16 protein-coding genes are annotated in these 22,182 nt (G+C 64.6%); 1 reads left to right on the plus strand and 15 read right to left on the minus strand.

Annotated features, from left to right (window positions below; translation table 11 throughout):
* Positions 1-15: 15 nt before the first annotated feature.
* Positions 16-2,157 (plus strand): hypothetical protein, encoded by a 2,142-nt coding sequence (locus tag KF886_10390; GenBank protein ID MBX3177760.1) that lies wholly within the window; start codon positions 16-18, stop codon positions 2,155-2,157.
* A gap of 24 nt (positions 2,158-2,181) precedes the next feature.
* Here the strand turns inward: KF886_10390 and KF886_10395 are convergent, their stop codons facing one another.
* From KF886_10395 to tssA, 15 genes are all read right to left on the minus strand, one after another.
* Positions 2,182-2,520, minus strand: a complete 339-nt coding sequence (locus tag KF886_10395; protein ID MBX3177761.1) for a hypothetical protein — start codon at positions 2,518-2,520, stop codon at positions 2,182-2,184.
* Between the two features lie 69 nt (positions 2,521-2,589).
* Positions 2,590-3,504: a hypothetical protein gene (locus tag KF886_10400; protein ID MBX3177762.1), complete on the minus strand. Its 915-nt coding sequence runs from the start codon at positions 3,502-3,504 to the stop codon at positions 2,590-2,592.
* A gap of 164 nt (positions 3,505-3,668) precedes the next feature.
* Positions 3,669-8,933 carry a hypothetical protein gene (locus KF886_10405; GenBank protein MBX3177763.1) on the minus strand — a complete coding sequence of 1,755 codons (5,265 nt, stop codon included), beginning with the start codon at positions 8,931-8,933 and terminating at the stop codon, positions 3,669-3,671.
* 6 nt (positions 8,934-8,939) lie between these two features.
* On the minus strand, positions 8,940-9,662 hold the full coding sequence (locus KF886_10410; GenBank protein ID MBX3177764.1) for a DotU family type IV/VI secretion system protein: 723 nt from the start codon (positions 9,660-9,662) through the stop codon (positions 8,940-8,942).
* Positions 9,659-11,050, minus strand: coding sequence for a type VI secretion system baseplate subunit TssK (gene tssK, locus KF886_10415; GenBank protein ID MBX3177765.1), 1,392 nt, complete (start codon positions 11,048-11,050; stop codon positions 9,659-9,661). The genes KF886_10410 and tssK overlap by 4 nt, the downstream gene beginning before the upstream one ends.
* 68 nt (positions 11,051-11,118) lie before the next feature.
* Complete coding sequence (locus KF886_10420) at positions 11,119-11,715, minus strand: hypothetical protein (GenBank protein MBX3177766.1); 597 nt, start codon at positions 11,713-11,715, stop codon at positions 11,119-11,121.
* Positions 11,716-11,929: 214 nt separating this feature from the next.
* Positions 11,930-12,475: a hypothetical protein gene (locus KF886_10425; protein ID MBX3177767.1), complete on the minus strand. Its 546-nt coding sequence runs from the start codon at positions 12,473-12,475 to the stop codon at positions 11,930-11,932.
* Positions 12,476-12,488: 13 nt separating this feature from the next.
* On the minus strand, positions 12,489-14,639 hold the full coding sequence (gene tssI, locus KF886_10430) for a type VI secretion system tip protein VgrG (protein MBX3177768.1): 2,151 nt from the start codon (positions 14,637-14,639) through the stop codon (positions 12,489-12,491).
* A gap of 70 nt (positions 14,640-14,709) precedes the next feature.
* The gene (tssG, locus tag KF886_10435; GenBank protein ID MBX3177769.1) at positions 14,710-15,756 is read right to left on the minus strand and encodes a type VI secretion system baseplate subunit TssG; all 1,047 of its coding nucleotides are present in this window, start codon (positions 15,754-15,756) and stop codon (positions 14,710-14,712) included.
* Positions 15,720-17,600, minus strand: a complete 1,881-nt coding sequence (gene tssF / locus KF886_10440; GenBank protein ID MBX3177770.1) for a type VI secretion system baseplate subunit TssF — start codon at positions 17,598-17,600, stop codon at positions 15,720-15,722. Before tssF ends, tssG begins: the two co-directional genes overlap by 37 nt.
* Positions 17,593-18,168 carry a type VI secretion system baseplate subunit TssE gene (gene tssE / locus KF886_10445; GenBank protein MBX3177771.1) on the minus strand — a complete coding sequence of 192 codons (576 nt, stop codon included), beginning with the start codon at positions 18,166-18,168 and terminating at the stop codon, positions 17,593-17,595. The genes tssF and tssE overlap by 8 nt, the downstream gene beginning before the upstream one ends.
* Before the next feature lie 72 nt (positions 18,169-18,240).
* On the minus strand, positions 18,241-18,732 hold the full coding sequence (locus tag KF886_10450; protein ID MBX3177772.1) for a type VI secretion system tube protein Hcp: 492 nt from the start codon (positions 18,730-18,732) through the stop codon (positions 18,241-18,243).
* Between the two features lie 163 nt (positions 18,733-18,895).
* Positions 18,896-20,365, minus strand: a complete 1,470-nt coding sequence (gene tssC, locus KF886_10455) for a type VI secretion system contractile sheath large subunit (protein ID MBX3177773.1) — start codon at positions 20,363-20,365, stop codon at positions 18,896-18,898.
* A 3-nt stretch (positions 20,366-20,368) separates the two neighbouring features.
* Entirely contained in the window at positions 20,369-20,872 is a 504-nt protein-coding gene (gene tssB, locus KF886_10460; protein MBX3177774.1) for a type VI secretion system contractile sheath small subunit, read from the minus strand.
* Positions 20,873-20,969: 97 nt separating this feature from the next.
* Complete coding sequence (gene tssA / locus KF886_10465) at positions 20,970-22,145, minus strand: type VI secretion system protein TssA (protein MBX3177775.1); 1,176 nt, start codon at positions 22,143-22,145, stop codon at positions 20,970-20,972.
* Positions 22,146-22,182: the final 37 nt, after the last annotated feature.

The raw sequence follows: 22,182 nt of genomic DNA on the forward strand, positions 1-22,182 counted from the left end.
GCGGACAGTTATACGATGGACAGCGGTACGAACCCTCCCCCAAGCAGCGACTCGACGACGGACACGAACCCGGTCGAAGAGGACGAACTCTACGACATATCGAACCCGCTTGCTCCGGACGAGATTTTCGAATCCGAGCTGATCGACGGCACGATTAATATCGATGTCGTCCGGCGGGATGAGGAAGTCGCGGACCCGCTTCAGGCGAGCCGGACGCGGGCGGTTCCGCGTGCGGTGAGCGAGGAAAGCCAGACGGCCTCGACGCTGGACGAGCCGCTGGCGAAGCTGCCGATTGTGGACGTTCACTGCCACATCCACGGGGTGAGCCTTTCGAAGACGAAGTCGGCCGTGGACAAGTTTGAAAAGCACGGGCTCTTCAACGGGAACGACCTGAGGAGCGAGAAGAAGCGGCAGGCGTATGTGAAGGCGCTCTCGGAGTACTACGCGAAGGGCGAGGAATCCTACACGGTTAAGGTTGTTCAGGCGCGGCGCTTCGGCCACTGGAATTTCAAGGACGACCCGTGGGTCGCCAAGAAGATCATCAACAGCACGCAGCGCTTCCAGGACGCCACGGATCGCCAGGACATCGGCAACCCGATTATCGTGACGCCGATGCTGCTCGATTTTGGCTATACGCCGCTGGGCACGTCGATCGCCAGCAAGGCGGCGAAGGCGAAGGGCTCCGGCGACAGCATGACGGAGACGGAAGCGCGCAAGGAGGAGACTGCGGACACGGGGATCTCTTACTTCTCCAAGTCGCCGCGCTCCGAAAAGCACCACCGCTTTTTCACGCGCAGCGACGCGGCGATCCGGCACCAGGTGGAGGTGCTGCACCTCATGGCGAAGCTCTGGCCGGGCCAGATCCTTCCGTTTTGCCCGTTTGACCCGCGGCGGCCGAACGGGCTCGACATCGTAAAGGCGGCGATGGACACCCAATCGTATGTCGGGGTGAAACTGTACGCCCGGTGCGGCTGGATGCCGTACAACAACGCGGCGATGCACGGCGAGGAGGTCGGGCAAACGCTGGACGAGCGGCTGGACGAGTTTTACACGTACGTGACGGCGAACGACATCCCGATACTTAACCACACGAGCCCGACAGGCCACCCGCCGGACGGGGCGCTGGTTTTTCCGTGGCGTTTCACGGCGGAAGCGAATGACACGGACCGTGCGGCGGCGGCGGCATTCTCGCCGGTGGGGTATCCGCCGGCGCACTGGACGAAACCGGACCGGTACCGGCGGGACCGCACGAAGAGCCAGAAATCGCTGGAGAAGATGCGCTACGAGATTACCGGGTTCGGGTTTTACTGCCTGTACGACCAGCTCACGACCTCGCCGTATGCGTGGGAACCGGTTCTGAAGACGTACCCGAAGTTGCGGCTGTGTTTTGCGCACTTTGGATCGAAGCTGGCGGTGTACGCGAACCCGCGGTACGGGATCAACACCCAGGCGGCGAAGGAGGACTGCGATCTGCTCCTCCAGAAGAACCCGATGGTGGCGGGTGCGACGGGCGACCGGAGTTTCAAGGACTATTTCGTGAAGGGGGCGATCCACATCCGCAACGACCACAAAATCCGCGACGATCACGCGAAGGAATCAGCCGCGGAGCTGCTTGCGCCGAAGACCGCGTGGGGCGACTTTCTGGACAAGTGGGCGGCGGAGTACCCGCTGGACTGGTCCGCGAAGATCACGGAGCTGGTCACGCGGTATGACAACGTGTACACGGATCTGTCGTACCTTACGGGGAGCGGCGCGTCGTTCACGGACCTGGTGGAGCCGATTTTCCGGGACGCGCTGGAGCAGCGCGGCAACGCGGGCAAGCTCTACGAGAAGATGATGATCGGGACGGACTGGTATATGACGGAGATTTCGCGGCTGGCTCCGAGCGACTTCTGGGGGCTGGTGGAGAACGCGTGCAAGATGGACAAGGCGCGCTACGACAAGCTGCCGCCGGACGAGCAGCGGAAGCGCACGAAGGTTTGGGACCGGTGGGCGACGAAGAACGCGCTGACGTACCTGAACATCAAGCCGCGGCTCAGCGGGACGGGAATGGACAAGCTGGTGAACGCGTACGGTTGCACGATGGACCAGCTGCCGCCCTGGTGGAAGACGCTGGAGAACTTCTACGACCATCCGGAGCCGGTGGAACCGCCCTGAGGCGGAGATCCGGGCGGCGGGCCTTCAGATGCGGGGCATCTGGCTGGTGGTGACGCTGGCGGTGATCGCGCCGAGATCTTCGAGGCTTTCGACGGGCTTCCAGGGGTTTTCCAGGTGCTGGGTGACCCGCTGGTCGCGTACGTAGAGGTCGCCGTCGTCGTTGACCATAAACAGGAGGTCCTCGACGCGGATGGTCTTGTCGGCTCCGCAGAGCCCGATGGACGCGGTCTCGAAGGTGTCCATCTCCTCGTCCTTTACGCCGAAACGCTCGCGGAGCAACTTGCGGGTTGCCCGGATCTTGGCCTTGAGGATCTCGTCCTGCTGGCGTTCCCAGGCTTCCTTCGCGCGCTGTCGCAGCCCCATATGTCGAATCTCCTGCACGGCGGCGCGCCCGCCGCACTGCCCGACTCCAACTGAGAGTGTACCGCGCGTTCAGCGCGGGTTCAAGGGCGGCGCGCCGGCGCCCGGCTCGTAATCGGCGCGCGGCGGCGCGGTGCGCGGGGCGGGCGGTGCGAGCCGGCGCTCGCGCACGCCGAAATCCCGGTGAAAGACCTCCGACGCCAGGTTGGGATTGCCAATGGAATCGGCCGCCACGCCGGCGGGGATGTGTAGCGTCACGGGGCCGCGATCGGGGCGCACGTCGAACGTGTATTCGCGCCCGCCCTCGCGACTGGTGAAGGTGACGAGCCGCCCGCTGGTCACGGCGATGTCCTCGCGCGTGAATCCGGTGACCGGCTCGGAGAAGGTGGCGCGGACCCGAATGAAGCGCGCGTTGCTGGTCTCCGGGGTTTCGAAGGAGGTCAGTTGCACGGTTGGCGGGGTGCTGTCCACGATGAGCGAGTAGACCTGCGATGCGGGATTGCCGTTGCCCACGGCGTCGCGGACGGCATCCTCCGGGACGCGGATGGCCAGGATCCCGTCGCGCAGGGGCGTCACGGCGAAGGTGTAGTCCGTACCGCCGTCGGCGCCGGCGGTACGCACGACGCGCGCGTTTTCCAGGACGGACAGGACGCTATCGTCGAGGCCGAATACGGGCTCGGAGAAGGACAGCGTGATTTCCATGGTGTCGTTGTTGACGACGCCGGCCCGGTCGCTGTGTATCACGCAGACCGGGCGGGTTCCGTCGTAGTCCACCCATCCGTCCTCGCCGGTGGACGCGTAATTGATATTGCCGAAGAGGTCCGCGGCGAGGCCTTCGGGCACGGCCACCTCAATGCGCCCGTCGCCGCCGACTTCGATGACGGTGAGGCGGTAGCGATCGCGTTCGCCCTCAACGCGGTAGCGGATGCCGGTCGCCGTGCCGGCAATGTCGAGCCCGGGGACCATCGGCCCGGTGGGAAAGTCCACGACGGGCTCGTCAATGAGGATGTCGAAGTATATCGGCAGCTGGTTGGTGGGGCTGGGCTGATCGGGCGCGCGCCGGACCTCGACGCGCGGGCGATCGAACTGATTCAGGATGGCCGGGTTCGACAGGCGCCGGTCCCCATCCTCTCGGGGGGACTGGGTGACGGTTACCTCAACCGGACCCCCGGCCGGCCCCGGCTCACCCGCCGTTCCTGCTGGGCCTCCACCGACGGATCGAGTTTTTTTTTATCCCGCATGGCGTCCGCGCCCGGATGCGTGACCGACGTGTACGGTTCGGCGACGGCATCGCGGCGCGGGGCGGCGGGCACGGGCTCACCGATGATCGGCGGTGCGGCGGCGGCCTCGGTCTCGCGCGGTGTGGTGAAGGTCACCTCGGTCGTGTAGAGCGGGCGGTCGGGCGCGGGGACGACCGCCGGCGGGCGGGGCGTGGTGACCCGTTGCGGGACTTCCGGGGCCGCCGGCTGCGGCGGAATTGCGGAGCGGATCTCGGGCTCCGGCGCGGCGGGGCGCGGCGGAATGGCGGGCCGTATCTCGGGCGTCAGCGGCGCGGGCGCGGGCGGCGGGATGCGGGCAGCGCCGACGGCGGCCGGCGGTTGCGCGGGCTGAATCGTTACTTCCGGGGTGGCTGGTGGCTCCCAGGGGGCGCGTGTCCCAGGTTCCGGGGCATCGGCTTCGAGGGCGGGCGCGTGGATAAAGTCGTAGTCCGGGTCAGACGGCGCGGGGCCGGTGTAGACCGGGCGCGGCGCGGTTGACGCGGTTGGCTGAGATGGCGCGGCCGGGGGCGCGGTGTAGGTCACCGGCGAAGCGGGGGCGGGATTGTAGCTGTAGGCGCCATCGGGCATGGGGGTGGACACGTACTTGATCTTGTCGCTCGGCTCGTCCATGGAGGCGTTGGTCTGGACGGGTTCCACGCGTTCGGCTTCGCGGGAGAGCGGGAGCAGTGGCGCTTCGGGGTTGTAGTAGACCTCCCCGCCCTGCTCGTCCGGATAGGCCTCTCCGAGCCCGCGCGGGACGCGGCGCAGGTGCGGCCAGTTGTACGCGTTGGGCCAGTGCTTGAGATCGGGGATATCCTTGTTGAAGCGGAATCCGAGCCAGTAGAAGTATTCGCTGTCCTTGCGCTCGGCGTTGTCGACGACGCGGAAGGGGACGGCGCAGGTGCGGCCATCCTCCAGGACTCGGGCGTCGCCCATGTGGAGGACGACCAGCGGCAGCCAGGGCATTTCGAGGCCCGCGACGCCGCTGGGGCGCGCGAAGCGGTTTATGCCCGGGTTGAGGTCCTCGGAGGTGTAGTAGAAGTGGAGGGCGAGCTTGTCGGAGATGGGCGAGAGCGGGTAGGTTTTCTCGCCCTGGCCGACGACGGGGGAGGCGGGCTCGGTATTGAAGGCTTCGCCGTTGATGCGCATGTAGCGGTAGACCCAGGGGGCGGCTCCGTAGACCTTGCGGGACGGCTGGGGCTCGGGGAAGCGCGGCGGGCGCAGGTCCTGGATTTCGCGCGGCAGTACGACCAGTTCGCAGGTAAGGGGGACATCGCCGCCGATGAAGTCCATGACGGTGATGATCTGATTAAACCATTCGCGTTCGTACTCGGTGCGGATGACCTGATCGCCCTGGAGGCGGTCGAGCTCCTTGTCCACGTCCGGCCATCCGGTCCGCTCGCCCGCCAGGAGCGATCGCGGGTTCTCGCCGCGCGGGGGCTGCTTTATATGCCGCACGAGCTCGAGGGCCTCGTCGAACTGCTCGGGCGTCAGCGGCGGGGTTGCGGTGTCGTCGATAAGCGGGAAGCCGCGGTAGCGCGTGGCCAGGTTGATGAGGTAGTAGCGGGAGAGGTGCTCTCCCTCGTCGGCCAGGAGGCGGACGGCCTGGGTGGAGAGGCTGTTCCAGAACCCGAAATTCGCCTTGTTAATGTTGTTGTCGAGCAGGGACAGGTACGAGGCCATGAACTCGCCCGCGGAAAGTGCGAGCAGGCCGTTGATGGCGTCGCGGTCGATTTTAGGAATGGCCTTCCAGAGGTTGACGACGCGGAGGCATTCGGCGTCGAAGGCGTCGTTGAGACCGCGCATCTTGAGCGCCAGGTCGAGGTGGGCGTCGGTCTGTCCGGGATGGGATTCGGGGACGATATCGACGGCGTAGAGCGCGGTTTCGTAGAGCATTCGGAGGCGGTGGTTTACGTTGTAGACCTCGAGGTTCGACAGGGCGGCGTGGAACTCGCGCCACGTGCCGTAGGAGACCATTTCGGTGTTCTGGTCGACCATGCGGGACCAGTAGTTGATGTACTCCGTGAGGTAGTAATTGAAGACGGTGTTTTTCTCCCGGAAGGTTCGCTGGAGGCGCTCCACGTCCGGCAGGGCGTCTTTCCCGAGCTTCTCCTGGCCGAGGATATCCTTGATGTGGGACCAGAGGGTGAGGAGGTCATACACGACTTCGGTGTTGTAGCCGTCGTCGAACTGCTCCATATCGCCGGAGGGGGTGAGGGGGATTTCGGGGCGTTCGAGCCACTGGGCCTCGACGCGGGAGGAGACGAGCCGGGCGAAGTCGCTGGTGTTGATGGGGAGCGCGTCGACGATCTGCTCGACGACCTTGTAGCGCTGCTGGCGGTAGATGAGGCGGAGCATGGCCTCGGCGGCGTCGCGCCCGCTGGTGAAGCTGTCGGAATTGGTGTCGAAATCGGCGATCTCGCGCACGCTTTCATCGAAGGCTTGCTGCAACTCCTGCAGGTCGATCAGGTAATCGAAGGGATCGTATATGCCCTCGCCCACGACGTAATCGGACTCCTGGAGGAAGCCGTATACATGCGCGCGGAGCTGGTAGCGCCGGAAATCCTGGTATTCGGTCCTTTTGAGGTACTCGCGGTCGGCGCGGAGGATCTCGAAGTCATTGAGAAACTGCGCGACGGACGAATCCACGAGGGCCTTGGTGGCGTCCTTGTAGGCGCGCAGGCGGTTCTTCACGGCCTCGACATGCTTGACGTTCTCGTCCTCGGGGGCGGTCTTTACATTGCCGAGCTCCCGCGTGAGGATGAAATAGTTGTCGTCGATTTCGCCCTGGACGCGCTTCCGCTCGCGATCGCACAGGCGCGCGACATCGACCTCTTCGTTCTCGAAGAGGCGCGCGATGGTTTCGTCCAGCGCGGCCCTTCTGAGGTTCAGGGCCTGCACGTCGCGCCGCCAGGTCGCCAGGATGACGTCGATTTCGTGCACGCTGTCGGGATTGCCGCCGTCCATGGCGTTACGCCAGAGGAGGGACTCTGCGTCGCGGAAGTTGTTCAGGGCGTCGAGCAGCGCGCGCAGTTCGGTGAAGGCGGCTCCTTCGGACACGAAGGCGTCCATGGCTTCCTTGAACTGGTCGACGCCGCTGTCGATGGACTGGTGGAGGCGTTCCGCGGCCCCGGCTCCGCGGAGCACCCTGGCGGGCCACACGACGCTCGGGGTTTCGTCGTAGAGGCGCCGGACGTAGTCGTTGAAGGAGCTTTTGTCCTCGGCGAACTGGTTGTCGTCGTCGACCACATAGGCCAGGAAGCGGTTGAACTCAAGTTTGCGCGCCTGGGAGCCCAGGTCGGGCGGGGCGTTTTCGAGCATGGCCTCAATGCGCAGCAGTTGCCCGAGTGCCTCGGTTCCCTCGGCGGTCCAGGCCTCTTCGGCCTCGAGAATCCGGTTCTGCGCGGCCGCTATGAGGGGAATGAGGTAGCGTGATTCGAAGATGGCGCGGTAGGCGTCGACCATGCTGCTCTTCAGGTCGCGGTTGAAGATGCTGACCGGCTTGAAGATCAGGGGTGTTTCCACTTCCTGGGTCCACTCGTTCTGCATGAGGCCCGGGAGCTGTCCCAGCCGGACGCCCTCGGCGAAACTTTCCGGGAGCGCGGCGCCCGGGAGCTCGACGGGGAGGCCGCCGTTGTAGACGTAGTCGAAGCCGCTGCTCTCGGCGACGAGGGGGTCGCTGTCGGGGAGCCAGGCCGCGATGGCGGCCCAGTTCTGGCGCATCTGGGCCATGCGCGCGGCCCAGTCGCTGGAGACCCAGATGGTGTAGGCGATGAATGCGACGAGGACTGCGACGGCGGCGTAGACCCAGCGGAGGCGCGCGCGTTTGCGCTGGTAGCGCGGGTCCTGCTTCCAGGTGACGAGCCCGCCCTCGGCGAAGGCCTTGTCGTTGAGCATTTCCTTGAGGAAGAAGCTGTCTTCGGTGTGGCGTTCGCCGGCGGCGGGCAATTCGGCCAGGGGCTTGTCGAGGGCGCGCGCGAGGGCGGGGTCCAGCTCGGTTTCGCGTTGTATCGCGGAGGTGTAGTAGGCTCCGCGGAGGAAGAAGGGGTCGCAGTACCAGGAATCGGGCTCGAAGAGGCGTTCCAGGAAGATGCCCAGGCGCCCGGCGGTGGTTCGGAAGCTGCGGGGGAACTCGTAGAGGTGGTTGACCTTAACGCGTCGCTTGTATCCGAGGCTCTTGGACTCGATGGAGTACTGGAGCATGGAATCGCGGCGGCCCCGCAGGCGCTGGTAGATGCCTTCGATGTCCGCCTGGAACTTCGCCAGGCCGAAGGGCTCTTCGAGGGGCGCACCGTTGGACCAGCCGAAGATCTGGTCGCGGTTGCCGCCCTCGCGCATGTCGGAGAAGTATTCCATGAAGCCGCAGAGCCGGTCGGCCTTGGTGACCATGACGAAGACGGGCACCTGCGTGCCGAGGGCGCGGTGGATGTTCTCGAAGTGCTCGACCAGTCGCGCGGCCTTGCTGTGGAGGTCATCGTCGGTGTCGGCCACGAGGGACTCGGCGGAAACGGCGAGGATAATCCCGTTGAGCGGGCTTGCGGGCCGGAAGTCGGCGATCAGCTTGAGGAGCTGCTTCCAGGCGAAGGCCTCGGCGCGCCCGCCGCGTCCGAAGAAGTGGGCGCCTGGGAGGTCGAGGAGGACGGCCTTGTTGGTGATCCACCAGTCGAGGATGTGGGTGCCGCCGACGCCCTGGCTGGTGTCGGTGAGACCGGCGGGGAAGCCGATGCCGCTGCGGCGAATGGCCTCGGACTTGCCGCACCCCTTCTCCCCCACCACCAGGTAGAAGGGCAGTTTGTAGGGGTCGCGGCGGAAGCTGGCCAGGTCGGCGACGCCCTTTTCGAAGCGCTTTTTGAGTTCGCGCCGGAACTCATCCTCGGAGATGGAGGGTTCTTCCTCGGCGGCGGCCTCGGCGGCGGCGGTGGCGGCCTCGGCCTGGCGCCGGAGGCGCCAGGGGCGGATGAAGCGGAAATAGCAATAGACGGCGCCGCCGACCGCGATCAGGATGGACAGCGCGACCAGCGCCCAGGCGGGGACGATGCCGGTGAGGAAGTACCAGCCACCGGCGATGACGCCGACGACCATCATCACCGGGACCAGGAGGATCTTGATGTCCTGGACTTTGGAGAAGAACTCGAATATTTTCTGCAGTATGGCCAAGCCCGGCTACTCCTCGCCCGCTCCGGCGGGATTTATAATCTGGGTGGCCTTGGTCTCGGAGGCGCTGGATATACCGCTCAGCGTACCCCGCAGCTGGCCGGAGCTGTAGTAGTAGAAGAAGATGTTGGTGCCGGCGAAGGCGATGGCGAGCAAGACGACGACCCAGCGCGCGACCTTGAACTGCTTGAGTGTCCGGCGGGGCAAATCCTGCTCGCTGGTGTGCTCGTAGGCGGTCGGGGTGAGGGGGCCGGATAGTTCGAAGCGCTCGCCGAAGACCTTGGCGTCGATATCGCTGTGGAGCTGGCGGATGTACTTCCAGTCGTCGGAGTAGCACCCGGTGAAGCCCAGGCGCAGGCATTCCCGGAATATGGTGAGCTGTTGGAGGGCGACCTCGGTGTTCTGGGCGAGGGTCTGCTCCAGCAGGTCGAAGAACTGTTCGTCGCCGGCGAGTTCCTGTTCGTCGAAGGCGAGCTCGACCCATTCGCCGGCGATGTTCAGGTCGCTTTCCTTGATCATGAAGTCGACGTAGAAGATGAGGGCCAGGTTCACGGTGCGGTCGTACTGGTAGGCCAGGGAGGGGTGCGCCTCGGCCTTGAGCCGGATATCGGCGAAGATGCTGATGATTTCCTTGCGCACCTGCTCGACATCGAACTGGGTGTTGTGCTCGGCGGCGCGGGTTAGGCAACCGACGTAGAGGAAGAGCGGCTCGGTCAGCTGGACCAGGTTCATCGCCGTTCCTCCTCGCCCACGTCACTGTAGGTGGTGTAGAGCGTGAACTTGTAATCCACGGCGGCCTCGGGGACGGTGAAGCGGATGGCCATGGTGTTTTCCACGATGATCCGGCGCCAGAGCGCTCGGTTGTCCTCGGGGTCGATGCGGAAATAGTGGAGGCCGGGCTTCGCGGGCAGATCCAGGGGCACTTCGCGCTCCTCGCGGAGGGTGAGGCCGCGGATGCGCTGGTGGATGTTGCTGCGCGCCATGACTTTGAAGCGGTCCTGGGCCTCGACGAGCTTGACGAGGGTGCGCGGGTCCTCTTCGGTTTCGACGGCGAGGAAACAGCGGGAGGCCTCGGTGAGGCGGACGGCGGTGAGGTCGGCGACGTAGATGTCGTCCTCCTCGCGGAACTCGGCGCGGCGGAACTTCTGGTTGGAGATGAGCTGGAGGAGTTCTCGGATCTTGTCGCTCAGTTCGCCGAAGACGACGCCGGGGCGGTCGTGGTCGTAGGCGATGACTTCCATGGCGTCGTAGCCGGGCACGAGGGTGGCGAGCTCTCCGAGGAGATCGCGCAGCTCGATGTACATTTCGAAGGGCGTGACGCCGGGCGTGGAGAGGTAGGTGGACAGGCGCGCGCTGAACTTGTTGAGCGTCTGCAGGAAAAAGACGTGCTCCGCCTGGAATTTCGCTTCGCGGGTCGTTTCGCCGCGTGTGCCGCCGCGGGATACGCGGGTGACCAGGTCGCGGCGGTTCGCGTCGACCTGGTTGGTGAGGTCGCGCAGGATGGCGGTGAGGTGCGCGTACCCGTGGATCAGGAGGCAGGGCGGATAGAAGTAGGGGTCGAGCGTGGGCAGGCCGCCGCTGTCGGCGGAGGAGCGCGACACCCGGACGAGGGGCAGGGTCTCCAGGCCGCTGACGTCTTCGGTACTGAGGAGTAGGCGCGCGTTTACCCGCCGGACGAGCATGGGGTGCAGGTGGACGCCGGTGTTTTCGTCGGGGCGCTCGATTTCACTGAGCTTGTAGATGCGGCGGCTCCGCCAGCCTTCGCTTCCCTCGCCGGTGACGACGTTGGCCCCGTTGGGGTCCCAGAGGGGCACGCCGATGAGCACGGTGACGGCTTCGGCTCCGGCGTCGAAGGCGTTCTGGAGGTTGAGGGGCTGTAAATCGGCGCTTGCGGGGTATTCGACCTCGACGCCGCTGGGCATGATGACGCGGAGGTGCTTGAACTGGACGAGCAGATTGCGGAGGGCGTCGCCGGAGAGTTCGGAGCTGATGACGCCGTAGGCATGGGCAAAACGCAGGCGCCGCTCCGACCGGATCTGGGTGACGAGGTTCTGCTGCATCTGCTGCATGTGGTGGGGCTGGAGGAACAGCCCTTCATGCCAGTGTATATGCTGCGTCATCGCTATCTTTCTCTATGTTCGCGCGGTTCCCGCTGTGCGGGGTCCGCCGGTCATTTCGCGCGGGCCGGCTATTGCCGCCGCTGGGTGGTCGCGGACACGAGGCCGCTGGGCTGAATCAGTATTTTGAGGGTCCGCGTCCGGGGGCGGAAAAAGCCATTGGGCCAGGCGCGGCGGTCAAGCGGGAGCGCGAGCACGGAGCGCGACTGCACGAGTTCGGGGTTTTCTCCAGGTTTCTCGGGGAGATTGGCCAGGACGAACAGGGTTCTCGCGCCCTTGCGTTTCCACTGGTTCCAATGGGAGCCGCGGCGGGACAGCTTCTTGATGTCGTGATCGCGGTTGGTAAACCGGGCGCTGTAGGCTCCGACACTCTGTCGGTAGGGATTGTTGGTGTCGAAATACTCGCGCACATTGATCGTGCGGAGGACGCCTTCCTCGGAGGCGTTTGCGGCAAAGACATCGACATCGATCGAGGGGAGTTCGCCGGTGGTGTGGCTGCGGAAGTTTTCGACGTCCATGATGAGGTGGACGTTGTAGGCGTCGCGCTTTTTCGACGCGCACCCGGCCGCGACGCCCGGCAGGACGGCGAGCAGGAAGACGAACCGGAACGCGCGCGCAATAGCGCGGCGGCCCCGCCCTGGCAAACCCCTTGTAAGCGCCCAACGCAACAACCTGTTCTCCTTCGCATGCACAGCCCGGGGAAACAGCATCCCCATGCGGCGAAAATCCCTGCGCGCGCGCCCGTTCCCAGGCGCGGCGGCCGGCGAGCACGCCTGCCGGCCCTTCTCTACCCGATACCCGCGAGTGTACCCATGGTACACAGCGCGCGGGCATGTATGTCAAGGCAATTCTTGCTCGCTCGCCGGCCCTGGCGGCGGCGTATCAATTTGCTTCTTCCCAGGCGGCCCCATCGAGCTCCGGGAAGCTGATCTGGCAGTTGCCGGAGGGTATGCCGGTGAGTTTCGCACGCCCCCGGCTGTCCGTGGTTCCGCGGTCGACGGTATTCCCGTCGGGGAGTCGGATTTCGTAGGGCATTCCGGCGATGGGGCTGTCGTCCATGCCGACGAGCTCGATCTCGATCCAGTCGGTCTGGCGACGGACGGATTGCTCCTGGACGACCGCCATGCGCTCCGCGCGGGCCTCCTCCTCCGCGGCCTCCTCGGAGACTTCCTCGTCGGCCTCCTGGCGGGCCTGTTGCTGGCGCTGCTCCTGGCGGGCTTCCTGCTCGGCGGCCGCTTCCTGCTCGGCGGCGGTGGGGGGCTTGTACGGGGTGACTTTCTGGCTGCCGTATTTGCCGGTCTGGGCCTGGATCTGCTCGGCGCGGACCTCGGCGACTTCTCCGGGATCGGCCTCGTCGGCGAGCTCGGGCTCCTGGGCTTCGGCCGGGTCCACGGCGGATCCGGCGCTTCCATCTTTGGGATCGGGCATGCCCGTTTCTCCTTTAGTTGATGCTGACCATGCCGCCTTCGAGCGTCAGGCTGCCATCGCCGCTGACGGTGGTGGAGGAACTCGATAGCTCGGCGGTGGCGGAGGAGGACAGCGTGAGGCCGGTCTCCCCGCTGAACTCGCCGGAGCCGGTGGCGGCGATGGTGGTGTCGCCGGTTGATTCCAGGGCGATATCGCCGTCGGCGGTGGCGGATACGTCGCCGCCGGCCTCCATCACGATGTCGCCGTCGGCCTTGAGTTCGATGTCGCCGGTGGTGCCGATGGTGATCCCGCTCGATTCGATGGCGATATAGGAATCGCCGACCTTGATGGTGACGTTGGTCCCCGCCTCGATGACGATGTTGTCGGCCTTGAGGTAGTAATCCTCGGTGACCTCCTCGGAATGGTTGGTCTTGTAGACCTCGATCACGTCGTCCTCCACGGTATGGCTGTGGCTTCCGGTGATCTTGATGGCCTGCTTGCCCTTGATGGTGACGTTGTGGTCGCGCTCGATAACTTCGACGTGATCGCGGCCGACGGTCTCGTGCTTGTCGTTGTCGACCTTTTCCTTTCGGTCGTTAATGACCTGGAGGTGGTGGTCGTTGCCGATCCAGGCGAACGAGTCGTTCAGGATGCGCTTGTCGAAGTTCTTCTGGCCGTGGACGAAGATCTGCTCGCTGTCTTTCTTATCTTCGAAGCGGATCTCATTGAAACCCTGGCCGCCCTTGGTGGAATTGCTCTTCATGACACTCATGGTCATGTTGGTGGGGAGCTCGTAGGGGGGCTTGTTGTCGGCGTTGTAGAGGGCTCCGGTGATGATGGGCCGGTCGGGGTCGCCTTCGAGGAACTCGACGACGACCTCGTGGCCGATCCGGGGCAACACGACGACGCCCCAGTTCTTGCCGGCCCAGCTCTGTGCGAGCCGGATGAAGCAGGAGCTGTTCTCGTCGGAGTTGCCGTATCGGTCCCAGTGGAACTGGACTTTTATTCGGCCGTATTCGTCGGTGTGGATCTCGTCGCCGCTTGGGCCGACGACGGTGGCGGTCTGGGGGCCGTGCACGAAGGGCAGCGGTGTAATGCTTTCGCTGCGGAATTGCTCGGCCTTGCGGATGGCCGTGAAGGTGCACTTGAAGGGTTGGAGCTGTTCCCCGTCCACGGGCATGGAGGTGTAATCCTCGCCGACGACGTTGATGGTGGTGGAGGTGATGAGGTATTCGGCGTTCTGGGCTTCGAGCGGGTACTTCGCGAGGGTGAAGAGTGCGCCGCAGGCCGCGCCGCGGATGATGCACTCGGCCTTGAAGGTCTGGTAGTCGACCTGGTACTCCTCGGCGCGGTAGCGGGCGTAGCTGGCGGCGTCACCGGCTTCGGCGTAGCGCCCGGGATAGTCGAAGCGCTGGAGGTTCGCCTTGGCGTTGGTCCGGGCGACTTCATGGTCGCCGCGCATGATGGATTTGGGGGTTTCGAGGCTGTAGTCGGCGTAGGCGAAGACGCCGCTCTCGAACTGGCCCATTTCGACCCAATAGTAGATGCTGTCCTGGTCGATGGAGCCCTGGTCGCGGGGGATGTACTCCATTTCCTCGAAGCCGGGGACGGGTTCGTGAAGGCTGCTGGCGTTAATCAACACCATGGTGTGCTTGCCGTCTTCGTGCTTGAAGTAGTAGTAGATGCCCTCCTGCTCCATGAGGCGGCTGACAAAGTTGAAGTAGGACTCGCGGTACATCACGCAGAATTCGCGTGTGGGGTAGGTGACGCTGCCGAGCTTGTATTCCACGTCGGTGATGCCGTGCTCTCCGAAGACGTCCTTGATGATGGAGACGGCGTCCATGTTCTGGTAGATCCGGCAGTCGCGGGTGCGGGTGAGGAACCAGAATGAGGGGACGATGGTGGCCTGGTAGTAGGTGAGGTCCTCGACTTCCTGGGTGCGGGAGAAGCGCTGAATGACGCCGTTGATAAAGCGCGCGTCGGATTCGGTGTAGTTCATGCGGACGGTGACGTTCTCGCCGATGATATCGTCGAACGCGATGTTCGGGTCCTCGCTGCACAATTCCAGCTCGTACTGGAAGATGCGGCCCAGTTCCTCGACGCCGGCCAAGCGGCGGAACAGGAGCACGTCCTTGCCGAGCGGGGTCTCGATACTCGCCCACCGGGTATCTTGAGTTCTTGCCATTATTCAACCCATCCTTCGGGGCCAGGCGCGCCGCCGCCCCGCGAGGCTATATTATTGCCGAGGCGCCCATCTACAGGCGCCGGAACCAGGTAACAAGGGTCATGCGGTCCATCCGCAGATCCGCGGGATCGTGATCGAATTCATACGCCTCGCGCTTGAGCCAGGTGGTCCAGCCCAGCTGGCCCTGGCTGCCGAGGCAGATCTGGGGAACCTCCTGACGCTTGAGAATCAGGCACACGTCCCATTCGAGCTCTTCGCCGACGTAATTGCGGACCCAGTCGATGAGGTGGCCGAGGCGGTTGCCGGAGGGTAGCATGCTGAGGTAGCGATCCCAGTCCATGGCGCCGAGGCGCACGCGGAACTTCTGCTGGCGGTCCCAGATGCGGCTGCCGATGATGACGTTCTGCCCGAGCTTTCCGGTGGCGCGGGTTTCACCGAGGCGGCACCGGCAGTCCTGGGGCACATCGATCCACTGCCCCACGAACTCCTCGATCTCGGCGGGCACCCCGAAGTACTCGGCGAGGATGCACTGGAGGCCCTCGGCGTTGCGGGTCTGCATGGCGAGCCAGGCGGCGTAGTAGCGCTTGGCGTCATCGCGGATGGAGTCGCGCTCGTGGAATACGGGGGCTCCGATGCCGAGGAGGCTGGAGACGTATTTTGAGAAGGCCTCGTTCCGTGTCCGCTCGTAGCTTGTTGTAATCTGGCAGGCGGCCCAGGCGCGGTAGAAGAGCTGCACGATCCGGTTCTGGAGCATGTCCAGAAATTCCGGGTGGGCCTTGTCCTTGTCGTGCAGCAGGCGGTGGTAGAGTGATTCGGAGATATTGAGGGGCATGGGGCCGCCCGGCCCGAGCAGGCCCATGAAATTGACCTTCATCCGTGGCGGGGCGGCGCCGTCGCCTTGCGAGAAGGCTTCGACGGGCGTGGATTCGAAGGTCAGGCTCAGGTTCTGGCCGAAACGAACGACGTCATCCCGGACGTGGTGGGAAAACCCCACGCGCGCCTTGCCGGGATGGCTGTTTTCCAGCTGGCGGATGGCCTGGAAGAAGTCCGCGGAGCCGGGATCTTGTTCCAGCAGCGCCCTTATACCAGCTTCCGCTGTCCCATTCTGGCCTTCCAACGCTTAATGTCTCCTTGCTCGTCCGTGGCGATGACGGTCTCGGTGAATGAATTGAGGGATACGTGTTTGGCGAAGAATCGCTCGAGTACGGCTCCCAGCAGGAAGGAGCCGGCGCCTTCGACGGACTCTTCCTCGACGGTGACCTGAATTTCGAGGCCGCGCGCGAACGCGATCTGGCCGGCTCCCTCGACGCGCCGAATGACGGGGGCGCTCCGCACGTGGCGGAGGCTATTGATCTGCTTGCGGATGGCGGGGTCGGCCACGGAACCGTAGAGGCCGAGCAATTCGCGCAGCGCGGAGGCGGCGTCCCCCTCCTCGGTATCCATGAGGGACAGGTAGTTGAGGGAGAGGTGGTTTATGATGCGCCAGGTGAAGCTTCCCTCGGCGAGCGAGGGGCGCGGGGGCGTGGGCCCGGCAATGACGCGTACCCCCTCGATGGGGGCGTTCAGGTCCATGATGAAATCGGAGTTCCGGCTGCCGGTCTGCATGAGCAGGGGCAGGTCCCGGTTGGTGCAGAGCGTGTTGAGTGCGAGCTGCTTGATGTTGGGCCGGTATGGGGCGTTGTTCGCGTCGACGAGGGAGACGTAGACCTCGCTTCCGGCGTATCCGGAGCGCGTGCCGTGGTTCAATTCGCGGTCGGAGAGGCGTCGCGGCATCCGGAAGCTGGAGAAGTAGGCGCGGCTTTCGAGGTCGTATCCCTTGGCGGAATAGAAGGGCTCGAAGACCTGGCGGTCGCCCATCTGGCTGCCGTAGCCGACGATCTGGTTGATCTGGTACACCTCGAAGTCGAGGGGGCGCGTGCGATCGCCGACGACGTGGAAGCGGTGCTTCGTGTCGGAGACGTCCACCTGGTCGGGCTGCATGGGGAAGAGGTTGATGGCGGGCGCGCAGTTGAGGACGAAATTGGAGGCGGCGACTTCGTTTTCGAGGCGCGGGTCGCCGTGTTTGAGGAGGATGAACAGATCCAACTCGGAGGTGACGGCGTTGCCGATGTACTTTCCGAGGCCGCCGATTTCGAAAAACATGTAGCGCTGCGGGAACGCGAAGTACTCGTGCAGGAGGCGGTAGCCCTGGAAGCTGCGGGTTCCGTAGGGCAGGAGGTGCTCCTCGTCTCCAAAGCCGACCTGGCGTATCCGCTCGGCCGAGAGGGTGCGCTGCCAGGGCGGGTTGTCGCCGGCGGGGCGCATGACGACGCCGACGGCGTGCGAGAAGATGGCCTCGTAGAGGCGTGCGCCGACGTCGCCGCCGCCCCGGATATAGACGGTGAGGCGGTTGAGGTCGATATCGCTGAAGAGCTGGCCGCCCATGGTCTTGAGGCGCAGGCGAATACCGGCGCTGACGTCGCGCCGGTCGGGCAGTCCGAGCGAGCTGATCTCGCGGGTGTAGTAGGCAGCTTCGGTGAGGGCGATGGGCCAGAGGGTGACGTCGTGGCCGGTGCGGTACTGGCAGGAGAAATCGTCGCCGATCCCGCCGCCGCTCCGGAGCACGGTGTCCCGGGGTATGGTGACGCCCTCGTCCAGCGCGGGTTCGGCGAAGTCGGGCTGGAACTGGACCATGGTCATGGAGGGGGTCGGGCAGAGGTAATGGGGGTATACGGTCTCGACGAGGCTCTGGGTGAAGTGGGGGAATTCGTCGTCGAGCTTCATACGAACGCGCGCGGTGAGGAAGGCGACGCCTTCGAGGAGGCGCTCCACGTAGGGGTCGGCGCATTCGAAGGATTCGAGGCCGAGGCGCCCGGCGACCTTGGGGTTTTCGCGAGCGAAGACCTCCCCCATCTCGCGGAGGTACTGCAATTCCTCGTTGTAGTAGTCCAGGCGGCGCCTGGAACTGGAAACCCTATCCATTGCGCCATTCCTTTACCTGGACGTTGGCCTTGTGCAGGTCGACGCTGGTGAGAATGTAGACGTTTTCGGAGTAGGGCTTGGCCCAGAGCTCCGCGATGATCTCGATTTCGAGGTTGCGCATGGCCGAGTCACCGGGGACGTCGACGCGGGTCACCCGGACGCGCAGCGTTTCGCGGTTGACGCGGGGCTCGAAGCGCATGATGGCCTCGCGGATCTGCTGTTCGACGAACATGGGCTTCATGGCGAGATCCGCCATTCCGAGCAGGTTTGGCATGCCGTAGTTGAGGACGGAAGCCTGGACCTCGGGGTAGCCGTCGAATTCCCGGCGCTCGGGCTGCAAGCCGTAGGAAAGCAGGCGCAGGAGGTCCCGCTGGAATCCCGCGCGGTACTCCTGGAAGCTCAGCGCCTGGGGCCGCGGCGCTTCCAGTCGGCGATCCGGCTGGAGGTCGGTGAGGCGGTCCATGAGCGATGGGAGGTAACGGACGTACACGGGATTAACCTCGCGATCGGGCGTGCGGGGTCCGCCGTCCGGGGTATTGCGCGCCGGGCAGCGGGCTTCCCGCGGCATTGGGGCACGCGCCCGGGCCCGCCAGCTGGCAGGGCCCGGGCGCCACAGTCAAAGTAATCAGGGCCGCCGCGATCAGGTCTGGCGGTTGGTGAGGCGGTTCCAGGTGCTGCTGAAGGTGTCGCCCATTTTGCCGTCGGGCTTCACCATGGTGTACTCCCACTTAACCGTGGTGAAGGCGATGGAGCCTTCCTCGGTGGGGAGTTCGCCATCGCTGCCAGTGGTGTTAATGCTGGCAATGATGCTGTTGGTGAAGGTGATGCGGAAATAGACTTCGGCCTTCTCCGTCGGGCGCACCGCTTCGAGCACGATGGTGGGAATCACTTTCGCGGTCAGGCAGTACTGAAACAGCTGAACGCTGGCGCGGTCCATCGCCTTGCTGAAGGAGAGCACCTCGATGGTCGCGCCGCCGGTCGAGAAACCGCCTGCGGCGGACGGTGTGCCGCCGCCTTCGATGTCGTGGGCCATTTCCTGGCCGAATTCGGTGATTTCGATCCATCCCTTGTGGGCTTCGTCCTCGGACTCACCGGTAATCCCGTCGATTTTCAGAAAGAATGCATTCGCCATGCCGTCGATCTCCTCTGTTCTGCATTGGGTACCGCCGCGTGCGGCGCCACGCTACCACTCAAATCCAAAGCCCGCGGGCGTGATCGCACCCCGCGGATGCGCCGCGCCCCGGCCAAGCGGAGCGCGGCGATGCATACCATTCCTCAGCGCCTTTTGGACGCGATCAACCTTTTTCCGTGGGCAGCTTGGAGACGAGCCGCAGGGACGCGGACAGGCCTTCGAGCTGGTAGTGCGGGCGCAGGTAGAAGATCGCGGAGTAGTATCCGGGATTGCCTTCCACATCGGCCACGACGACTTCTGCGGCGGCCAGCGGTCGGCGCGCCTTGGCTTCCTGCGACGCGTTTGCGGGATCCGGCTCGACGTACTGGCGGATCCAGTTGTTGAGCCAGGTCTCCATGTCGGCGCGCTCGGCGAACGAACCCACCTTGTCGCGCACGATGCACTTGAGGTAGTGGGCGAAGCGGCAGGTCGCGAAGAGGTAGGGCAGGCGCGCGCTCAGATTGGCGTTCGCGGTTGCATCCGGATCTTCGTATTCCTGGGGCTTCTGGAGCGATTGCGCGCCGATGAAGACCGCGTAGTCGGTATTCTTGAAGTAGGAAAGCGGCATCAGGCCGGCCTTCGCGAGCTCGGCTTCGCGGCGGTCGGTGATGGCGATTTCGGTCGGGCAGGTCATATCGACGCCGCCGTCGTCCGTGGGGAAGGTGTAGCAGGGGAGGCCTTCGACGGAACCGCCGCTCTCGACGCCGCGGATCTGGGAGCACCAGCCATAGAGCTTGTAGGAGCGGGTGATGTTCGCGCCCATCGCATAGGCGGCGTTGGACCAGGTGAAGTTTTTCTGGTCGTTGTTGACGACTTCCTCGAAATCGAAATCATCCACCGGGTTCGTGGCGGCGCCATAGGGCAGTCGCGACAGGAAACGCGGCAGTGTGAGCCCGACGTAGCGGGAGTCCTCGGACTCGCGGAGGGAGCGCCAGGGCGCGTACTCGGGCGAGGTGAAGAGCTTGTTCACATCGCTGGGGTTCGCGAGTTCCTGCCAGGAGTCCATGTTCATCAGCTTTGGCGATGCCGCGGCGATGAAGGGCACGTGGGCGGCGGCGGCGATCTGGGAGATGCCGTTGAGGATTTCGACATCCGGCGCGCCGTGATCGAACTCGTAGTCGCCCACGATACAGCCGAAGGGCTCGCCGCCGGGGGTGCCGTATTCCTGTTCGTAGAGTTTCTTGAACAGGGGGCTCTGCTCCCAGGCGGTGCCCTTGAACTTCTTGAGGACCTTGCCGATTTCAGTCTTGGAGATATTCAGCACGCGTATCTTGAGCTGCTCGTCGGTCTCGGTGTTGGAGACCATGTACTGGAGCCCGCGCCACGAACCTTCGAGGCGCTGAAAACTTTCGTGGTGGATAATCTCATTGACCTGGGACGAGAGTTTTTCGTCCAGGTTCTTGATGATGAACTTGATTGAGGCCGTCGCGTCGGAGGGATCGAGATCGCCTTCGGCGAGGGCCTGGCGCGCCAGGGTCCGGATTGCCTTGTTGATGGTTTCCCGGGCGGCGTTGGACTTGGGTTTGAATTGCGCTTCTACGAGATCGTCCATCTGGGCGACGTCGATCCCGCCTTCATCAATTGTTTCAGCCATGGTTTACTCTCCTCCACCGCCCGCGCCCCCGGAGAGGGACTCGAGCGCTGCCTTATCTGAAAGTACCTTGCCCAACAGGTTCTCCGCGCCGCTTTTGCCGTCCATGTAGGACAGGAGGTTGGACAGCTCGCGGCGCGCGTCGAGCAGTTCCTTGAGCTCGTCGACGTGTTCGGCGACGCGTCCCGGCGAGAAGTCGTCCATCGACTCGAAGGTCATTTCGACACTCAGGTTGCCCTCGCCGGTGAGGGTGTTGGGGACCTGGTAGGCCACCCGGGGTTTCATCGCCTTCAGCCGGGAGTTGAAGTTCTCCGCGTCAATTTCGACCAATTCGCGGTCGGCGACGGGGGGCAGCGGTTCCGCCGGATTTCCGGACAGATCCGCCATGACGCCCATCACGAACGGCAGGTTGATCTTCTTTTCGGCCCCGTAGAGTTCCACATCGTATTCGATCTGGACTCGTGGGGCCTTGTTACGAGCAATGAATTTTTGACCACTTTGCTTCGCCATGGTGCTCCTCGCCCTTTCTGTGCGGGACGGCTACCCGCGCCTACATCGGCGCGGCGACGCCCGCGTTTACGCTAACAGGCCTTACCTCGCCAGACCCTTAACTGTCATCGTCTCCGGAACTGGAACCGCCGAAGTCATCGTCCCCGCCCGAATCCATCGAAGCGCTGGACGAGGCCATGCCCGTGATACTCTCAATGTCGGACATGGCGCCCGGCGAGAGATCGGAGATGATGTCAAAAAAGTTAGCCTTCACCAGCCGCTCTGCCCGCTTCATGATAAGCGGCACCGGGCTCGATGGCTCGTGCTTGCTGTAGTACCGGTAAATCAACTCAAAGGCCTTGAGCACATCCTGGCGGGACTGGATCCCGGCGGTGGCGATATCGCCACGCTTGCCAGCGCCACTGCCCGCGCCGGCGTCGTCCTCGGCCTCCCCGCCTTCCTCCCCGTCCTCGCCGAAATCCAGATCGTCCTCATCCCCGCCGTCGGCCGCCTTGGCGAAGACGCCGCGGCGGTCCAACTCATTATGAACCGGCTTCTTCATATCTTGCAACACGGCGACGAGGTTGGAGAAGGTTGGCGGGGTGCTCTGGGTCAGGCGCTCGGAAAGTGCGGCCCGTATCCCGTCGATCGCTTCGAGCGATTCGGTTAGCGCGCCGTGCATGTCCTCCAGTGCTTCGGTGGGGGTGTCCCCGAAGGCGCCCTGGATCAGGGTCATCTTCGGCGCGCCGCTGTCGCCGCCGTCTTCGTCGTCCCCGCTTCCGGCGGCGAGGGCGGCCTGGATGTCGCGCAGGGAGAACCGCCCGAGCTGGCGGGACTGGGTCAGGGGGGTCTCGCGCAGGCGCTGGAGGAATTTCATGGTGTCGCCGGCGGTGGCGAGGGGGGCGCTCATATCGTTGAGGATGTTTTCGCGCTCCATCCATCCATCGGGGTCGCCCATGCTCTCGTCGGGATCGAGGGCGGGATACATGGAGTCCCAGTATTGCTCAATGAGACCGCGGATGAGCAGCAGCCCGTCGCGAAAGCCGGTGACGCCCTCTCGTTTCATGGCGGCGAGGGCGAGAAAGAGGGCGGTTCGGAGGTGCTTGCATTTCTGGAAGTGTTCGAGCGATTCCTCGTAAAGGTCGCCCCAGCTCGGTTCGGTGGCTTCGACTTCCGCCCCGGCGATCACGCCCGCGCCGTGCTCCTTAACGATTTCCTCGAGTGCGAACAGGGAGCCCTCTTCCCCGCAGGGCATTTCTTCGGCTATGGGCTCTAAAAGTTCGTCGATATTCATCGAAGCTCCCGATTGGCGCAAAGCTGGCCCGCGCGCA

Source organism: Candidatus Hydrogenedentota bacterium, from assembly GCA_019637335.1.
In the GTDB taxonomy this organism is placed as follows: Bacteria; Hydrogenedentota; Hydrogenedentia; order Hydrogenedentales; family JAEUWI01; genus JAEUWI01.